The organism is Streptomyces sp. NPDC056231 (assembly GCF_048270745.1).
Classification (GTDB): domain Bacteria; phylum Actinomycetota; class Actinomycetes; order Streptomycetales; family Streptomycetaceae; genus Streptomyces.
Genome location: NZ_JBLVKW010000018.1, coordinates 116,720 through 123,593, shown reverse-complemented (window position 1 = coordinate 123,593; position 6,874 = coordinate 116,720). Strand labels below are relative to the sequence as shown.

Below are 6,874 nucleotides of genomic sequence, written 5' to 3'. Positions count from 1 at the left end.
TTATACCCCACCGGTTCCCCCCCCGTCGGGTGGGCTCGGTTTTTTTTATACCAGACGGGGCCGCCCCGGGCCCCGGCCGGGGGCCGCCGGGGGCCCCCCCGCGCCCCCCGGTGGGGTGCGCGGGGCTCGGCCACGCGGATGCGGTAGGGATGTCAGGAGTTGCCGAGGGGACCGAAGGCGGGGATGACCGAGCCCTGATAGGTGTCCTCGATGAACTTCTTGACCTCGTCGGAGTGGAGGAGCTTCACGAGCTTCTGGACGCGGACGTCCTTCTCGTTGCCCTCCTTCACAGCGAGGATGTTGGCGTACGGGTTGCCGTCCGCCTTCTCCAGCGCGAGGGCGTCCTTGGCGGGCTTGAGCTTGGCCTCGATGGCGTAGTTGCCGTTGATGACGGCGGCGTCGACATCGTTCAGGGCGCGGGGGACGGTTGCGGCCTCCAGCTCCTTGAACTCCAGGCCCTTCTTGTCCGTGATGTCGCTGATCTTGGCGTTGGTACCGACGCCGTCCTTGATGGTGATCAGGCCGTTCGCGGCGAGGAGCTGAAGGGCGCGGCCCTCGTTGGTGGTGTCGTTCGGTACGGCGATGGTCTGGCCGGCCTTGATGTCCTTCAGGTTCTTGACCTTGTTGGAGTAGAGGCCGAGCGGCTCCAGGTGCACATTGGCGACCGCGACGATGTGGGTGTTGTTCTTCTTGTTGAAGTCGTCGAGGTACGGCTGGTGCTGGAAGAAGTTGGCGTCGACCTGGCCGTTCTCGGTCGCGGTGTTCGGCAGGACGTAGTCCGTGAACTCCTTGACCTCGAGCTTGAGGCCCGCCTTGGCCGCCAGGTTCTTCTTGACGAAGTTCAGGATGTCGGCGTGCGGCGTCGGGGACGCGGCGACGACGAGCGCCTTGGAGGTGTCGGCCTTCGCGCCGGTCTCGCTCTTGGAGGCCGGGTCGGACGACGTGCCGCAGGCGGTGAGGCCGAAGGCGAGGGCGGCGGTGGCGGCGGCAGCTGCGGTGATCTTGATGTTCTTACGCACGAAAAGTGCCTCTTTCTGGTGGTGAGGGTGGTGCGCCCGGACAAGGAGTTCGGGCTTGTGAGCGGAGAGAAAGTCTCAGGAGGCGGTGTGGCCCCGGCGGGCCAGCAGGCGTACGGCGAGGTCGCCGATCAGCTGGACCGCGGTCACGATGACGATGAGCAGCGCGACGGTGATGAGCATGAACCGGTTGTCGAAGCGCTGGAATCCGTAGGTGACGGCCTTGGAGCCGAGCCCTTCGCCACCGACCGCGCCGGCCATCGCGGAGTACCCGATGAGCACGATGACGGTGGTGGTGATCCCGGAGACGAGCGACGGCAGGGCCTGCGGCAGCAGGACCTTGCGGACGATCGTCGGGATGGATCCCCCCATCGACAGGACGGCCTCGACGAGCCCGTGGTCGACCTCGCGGATCGATGTCTCGACGAGCCGGGCGAAGAACGGGATGGCGCCGACGGCGAGCGGCACGATCATCGCGGTCGGGCCGATGAAGGTACCGACGACCCAGGTGGTGAAGGGGATCAGGGCGATCAGCAGGATGATGAACGGCAGCGAGCGGCCGATGTTCACGATCACGCCGATGACCTTGTTCACCACGGTGTTCTGGAGCAGTCCGCCCTTGTCGGTGAGGACCAGCAGCACGCCGAGGGGCAGTCCGACGAGGACGGTGACGAGCGCGGACCACAGCACCATGTAGAGGGTGTCGACGGTTCCCTGGGACAGCAGCGGCTGCATTTCGGACCAGGTCACTTGGCCGCCTCCTTGGCGAGCGGGGTCTGGGCGAGCGGGGCGGGAGTCTGTACGGGGATGTCGGCGGCCGTGTCCACGACCTCGGCCTGCAGGCCCTGCTCGCGCAGGAAGCCGATGGGTACGACGTTCTCCTCGAAACGGCCGGGCAGCTCGATCCGCATCCGGCCGATCTGGTTGCCGCCGACGGTGTCCATCGCGGCGCCCAAAATCGAGATGTCGATGTTGTACGTACGGGAGAGCTGGGAGATCACCGGCTGGGAGGCCGCCTCGCCGTGGAAGGTGACGTCGACGACCGTGCGGTCGGGGCCGGAGGCCGTACCCCCGACAGGGAACAACTCGTGGGCCAGTTCGGAGCCGGGGGTGGCGAGCAGTTCGCCGACGGTGCCGGACTCGACGATGCGTCCCTTCCGCATGAGCGCGGCCGAGTCGCAGATCGTCTTGACGACGTCCATCTCGTGCGTGATCAGCAGGACGGTCAGGCCGAGCTGCTGGTTGAGGTCGCGCAGCAGCTGCAGGATGGACCGGGTCGTCTCGGGGTCGAGGGCGGAGGTCGCCTCGTCGGAGAGCAGCACCTTGGGATCCCCGGCGAGGGCGCGGGCGATGCCGACGCGCTGCTTCTGACCGCCGGAAATCTGGCCGGGGTACGCCTTCGCCTTGTCGGCGAGACCGACCAGGTCGAGGAGTTCGAGGGCCTTGCGGGTGCGCTCCCGGCCCTGGACGCCGAGGATCTCGAGCGGCAGCTCGATGTTGTCCTGGACGTTGCGCGAGGCCAGCAGGTTGAAGTGCTGGAAGACCATGCCGATGCGGCTGCGCGCCTCGCGCAGCCCCTTGCCTGCCCGGCGGCCCCGGCCCGCGAGGGCGGTGAGGTCCTGGCCGGCCACGGTCACGGTGCCGGAGGTGGGGCGTTCGAGCAGGTTGATGCAGCGGATCAGGGAGGATTTGCCGGCGCCGCTCTGTCCGATGACGCCGTACACCTCGCCCTCGCGGACGTGCAGGTCGACGCCGTCCAGAGCGGCGACCTCACGGTCGCGCGACTGGTAGACCTTCGTGAGGCCCGTAGTGGTGATCACAGGGTTTCCGTCACTGTCGAGTGCACGGCGCGGTGTCCGCCGGGCACGGGGCGTTCGTCTGATGAGACTGTTCGGACTCGGATGTTCGGGCCCATGGGTCTCGGCAGGGCTGCGGGCGGCGGGTGACCGGGGGGGCAGCGCATGCGGGGCAGGCTCGTTCCGCTGGGTGCGGACGGCAGGGGCTCGGTCTCGCTTCGGGGCGCGAGGCTCAGGCGGGGGCCCTCAGAAGGCGCGCATTCGACACATACAACGAGCACCGGGCGTGGTGATCGCCTCGGTCGCAAGGATGCGGCTGCTCGTCGTGGTCATGGGGCAAGTAAAACAGACGTCAGGTTCCACCGAGCCCGGGTGTCCGAATAGCGGACACTCCCGGTCAGTCCGTGGACCGCTCCACCGGACGGCCGCGCTCCCGATGACACCGTCCGTGACCTGCGACGATACGGGCGACCGGGCAGTGGGAACCCATCGTCGAGCGGCCCGCACGTGTGGTGCGTTGTGTCCAAGGCCACGGCCCTGATCGCTGCTGTCGGACGCACCGCCCGGGCGCGGATCTGCACACGTATCCGCACCGGCCGGCCCGGGCGCGGGGGCGCACGCGGGACACCGTCCGGTCCGTAATACCCTCGCCTCATGCTTGTCGCCCTGACGGTCGCGGTCGCCGTGGCCGCGCTCGCCCTCGCCGCCTGGTGCGGTTTCGCCGCCTACCGGGACCAGCCGACCAAGGACTGGCACTTCATCGGAATGGCCGTGGTGTCGCTGCTGGCGCTGGCCCAGTTGGTGGCGGGCATCGTGCTGCTGGCCCGGGGCGAGCGGCCGGAGCAGGGCATGACGATCTTCATCTGTTATCTGATCGGCGCCTTCGCGGCCGTGCCCGCAGCGGGTTTCCTGTCGCTGGCCGAGCGGACCCGGTGGGGCTCGGTGACGGTGGCCGCGGGCGCGGTCGTACTGGCCGTCCTGCAAGTACGGCTCTACGACATCTGGGGAAGCTGACGTGACCGACACCGATCGCCGCGCCGCCGGCGAGAAGACCGGCTTCCAGCTGGGCACCGGGCCGGGCCGCGTACTGGTCTGGTTCTACGGGGTGTTCACCGTGGCCGCCGCCTCCCGCGCGATCGTCCAGATGATCCTGGACTTCGGCAGGGCGCCGCTCGCCTATGTGCTGTCGGCCGTCGCCGCGCTGGTGTACGGCTTCATCACGTACTCGCTGGTGCGCGGCGGCGAGAAGGCGCGCCGGACGGCGCTGGTGTGCTGCGCCGCCGAGCTCGCGGGCGTACTGATCGTCGGTACGTGGACGCTGGTCGAGCCGTCCGCCTTCGCTGACGCCACCGTCTGGTCGTACCTCGGCAGGGACTACCTGTTCATCCCGGTGATCCTGCCGGTCACCGGGATGATCTGGCTGCGTCGCGCGAAGAACGCGTAACACCCCGGGCGCCCCGCCCGGCAAGCCCTGCCTGTCGCGCCGCCCGGCAAGCCCTGCCTGTCGCGCCGCCCGGCAGGCGGAGCTTTCGAAACACGCCCCTAGACGCTGGCGACGTAGGCCTGTTCGGCGACGTCCTTCTCCAGAAGGATGAGCCGGACACCGTCCTGACCGGTGGCGCTGCCCACAGGGGCGTAACCCGCTCGCCGGTAGAGCCACAGATTGGTCTCGCTGCGGTGCCCGGTGTGCAGACGGAACCGGGTGGCCGACCGCTGATCGGCGAGTGCGGACTCCGCGGCGTTCAGCAGACGGGCGCCGAGCCCGTGCCCCTGGAGCCGGGGGTGCACACAGAGCTTCCCTATCTCTCCGGTGCCGTCCGGATCGGTGGATCCGCGTACTGAGCCGACGACTTCGTCACCGAGCCGTGCCACGAACACCAGGTTCGCGGTCACTTCGTCCCGGACCGAGTCGAGGGTCTGGACCAGCGGGTCGATGCGGTAATTGCCGTAGAGCTCCGCCTCGCTCTGAAAACAGAGGTACTGGAGCTTCAGTATCTGTTCGGCGTCCTCCGCGGTCGCCGCCGAGATGATCACACTCATGCCCATGTGTGCATGCCTCCCGCTCACCTGGTCCACCGGTTGCCCCTGCTCCTATCCCCGCAGTTCAGGAACGGCAACCTCCGCCGCGAGCATTCTGCGCAGACATCCAAGGCATCGGGAACGGATCGGCCCCAAGCTGCCTTGTGACATACCCAACTTCCCTGCGATTTCCTTGTATGTGGAATCGCTCGGGGAGAGCATCGCCGCCAGCAGGCTCGCGCACCGTCCGGGCAGCCGCTCCACCGCGGCGTGCAGCGCGCGGCGTTCGTCGGCACCGACGGCGGACCGCTCGGGGCAGTCGGCCGGGTCCGGGACGGTCCCATCGGCGTACGGACGTTCGCGCCGCGCGGTACGGCGGGCGCGACGCGCCTCCTCCCGTACGGTGTCGCGGACCCAGCGGGCCGGGTCGGCGGGCGGTGTCCGGTCCGCGAGCAGTTCCAGCAGCCGCAGCCAGACGGTCTGTTCGAGATCGGCGGGTTCGACGGCCGCGCCCGCTGCCGCGCAGCCGGCCTCGGCCATCGCCTCGGCGCTGACGAGGGGGTACAGGGCGCGCACGACGGCGGTGGGGGCGGCGTCTGCGGGAAGCGTCATGCCTCACCCGACGCGCCGCCGCGGACGGGCGGTTGCCGTCCGCGGGGCGCATCACCCGACCGGGGCATGGCCGGCCGGGTGCTGACGCGGGGCGCTGTGTCAGCTCTTCGTGAAGTCCTCGGCGGCGAGCAGGGCGGTGTCCGGGTTGTCGGAGAAGATCCCGTCGATACCGGTCGCAAAGTACGTCCGGAACGCGCCGAAGGCATCGCCGTACGCGTTGGGGTCGGTACCGCGACGGAAGTCGGCGGGCAGGAACGAGTTCTCGTTGCGCATCGTGTACGGGTGCAGGATCAGGCCCTCCTCATGCGCGTCCTGCACGAGGGAGGTCGGCGTGGTGAGCCGGCCCGACGCGTCCTTGGGAATGATCAGGTCCAGCGTGGGGCCGATGCCCTGCGCGAAGGACGCGATCCACTTCAGCCCCGCGGGGGTCACGAGGTCGTCGACCGTGCGCGGGTCGCCGGTCGCGACGAAGTCCCAGGGCCGCGATCCGGCGCCGGAGAGCAGGACGACGCGCGGGGAGGCGACGAGCTTCGACAGCCGCTGGATGCTGCTGGGTTCGAAGGACTGAAGGATCAGCGGGGACTGCGTGCGGTGGCGGTTGTAGCGGCGCAGCAGCTTGGCGAGCGGCTCCTCCAGGCCGAGCCCGAGGCCCCGGAAGTACGTGGGGTGCTTGGTCTCGACGTACAGCCAGATCTGCTTGCCGCGCCTGCGGCCCTCGCGGTCGGCCCACTGGAGCACCGCTTCGAAGGTGGGGACCTCCCAGCGGCCGTCGTAGAGGGTGTTCTTCTGACGGTTGCCCGGTATGCGCTCCTTGGCCCGCAGCGTCTTCAGCTCGGCGAGGGTGAAGTCCTCGGTGAACCAGCCGGTCAGGGAGACCCCGTCGACCGTCTTGGTGGTCCTGCGGCCGGCGAACTCGGGGTGGGCCGATACATCGGTGGTGGCGGTGATGTCGTTCTCGTGGCGGCAGACGAGATGGCCGTCCTTGGTGGGGACCAGGTCCTGCTCGATGATGTGCGCGCCCATGTCGAGGGCCAGCTGGTACGAGCCGAGGGTGTGCTCGGGTCGGTAGCCGCTCGTGCCGCGGTGGCCGATGACGGTCGGCACGGGAAGGTCCAGCCGACTGCCGGGGTCGCCGTCGTGGCCACCGGACCGCTCGGCGGCGTCCGCCGTGCCGGGAAGTCCGAGCGCAGCCGCGCCGAGTACGGCCGCTCCCGCTCCCAGGACGGTCCGGCGACCGGGATTTGCCTGCGCACGCTCTGTCATGAATGCTCCCTCGCATGTGATGTGTGGCACCGTCGAGCGAGGCCCGATCGTAGGCAGCCGTACCGTCGGGACGGCAGCTCATGGACGAACATGGCGGAAACACACATCAACGCTGCGTGTCGACTCGATGAACCCGATGTGCGATCAGCGAGTACCCGCGAGTATCGT

The 6,874-nt window shown here is 69.1% G+C and carries 8 protein-coding genes; 2 read left to right on the top strand and 6 right to left on the bottom strand.

Going from position 1 to position 6,874, the window contains the following annotated elements:
- Positions 1 to 152: 152 nt before the first annotated feature.
- The 3 genes from ACNPQM_RS17150 to ACNPQM_RS17140 all read right to left on the bottom strand — a co-directional run bounded on the left by ACNPQM_RS17150 (position 153) and on the right by ACNPQM_RS17140 (position 2,836).
- Positions 153 to 1,019, bottom strand: coding sequence for a MetQ/NlpA family ABC transporter substrate-binding protein (locus ACNPQM_RS17150; RefSeq protein WP_358862083.1), 867 nt, complete (start codon positions 1,017 to 1,019; stop codon positions 153 to 155).
- Between the two features lie 75 nt (positions 1,020 to 1,094).
- Positions 1,095 to 1,766 (bottom strand): methionine ABC transporter permease, encoded by a 672-nt coding sequence (locus ACNPQM_RS17145; RefSeq protein ID WP_418084650.1) that lies wholly within the window; start codon positions 1,764 to 1,766, stop codon positions 1,095 to 1,097.
- Positions 1,763 to 2,836: a methionine ABC transporter ATP-binding protein gene (locus tag ACNPQM_RS17140; protein WP_418084649.1), complete on the bottom strand. Its 1,074-nt coding sequence runs from the start codon at positions 2,834 to 2,836 to the stop codon at positions 1,763 to 1,765. Before ACNPQM_RS17140 ends, ACNPQM_RS17145 begins: the two co-directional genes overlap by 4 nt.
- A gap of 630 nt (positions 2,837 to 3,466) precedes the next feature.
- On the opposite strand from ACNPQM_RS17140, the gene ACNPQM_RS17135 reads away from it, so the two are divergent.
- A complete protein-coding gene (locus tag ACNPQM_RS17135) occupies positions 3,467 to 3,826 on the top strand; it encodes a hypothetical protein (protein WP_358862080.1) in 360 nt (119 codons plus the stop codon).
- A gap of 1 nt (position 3,827) precedes the next feature.
- Entirely contained in the window at positions 3,828 to 4,256 is a 429-nt protein-coding gene (locus tag ACNPQM_RS17130; protein WP_358862079.1) for a hypothetical protein, read from the top strand.
- A gap of 98 nt (positions 4,257 to 4,354) precedes the next feature.
- Here ACNPQM_RS17130 and ACNPQM_RS17125 read toward each other — a convergent pair whose 3' ends face one another.
- The 3 genes from ACNPQM_RS17125 to ACNPQM_RS17115 all read right to left on the bottom strand — a co-directional run bounded on the left by ACNPQM_RS17125 (position 4,355) and on the right by ACNPQM_RS17115 (position 6,706).
- On the bottom strand, positions 4,355 to 4,858 hold the full coding sequence (locus tag ACNPQM_RS17125) for a GNAT family N-acetyltransferase (protein WP_418084648.1): 504 nt from the start codon (positions 4,856 to 4,858) through the stop codon (positions 4,355 to 4,357).
- A 45-nt stretch (positions 4,859 to 4,903) separates the two neighbouring features.
- A complete protein-coding gene (locus ACNPQM_RS17120) occupies positions 4,904 to 5,443 on the bottom strand; it encodes a sigma-70 family RNA polymerase sigma factor (protein WP_418084647.1) in 540 nt (179 codons plus the stop codon).
- Between the two features lie 99 nt (positions 5,444 to 5,542).
- Positions 5,543 to 6,706 (bottom strand): glycerophosphodiester phosphodiesterase, encoded by a 1,164-nt coding sequence (locus tag ACNPQM_RS17115; protein WP_418084646.1) that lies wholly within the window; start codon positions 6,704 to 6,706, stop codon positions 5,543 to 5,545.
- Positions 6,707 to 6,874 lie beyond the last annotated feature (168 nt).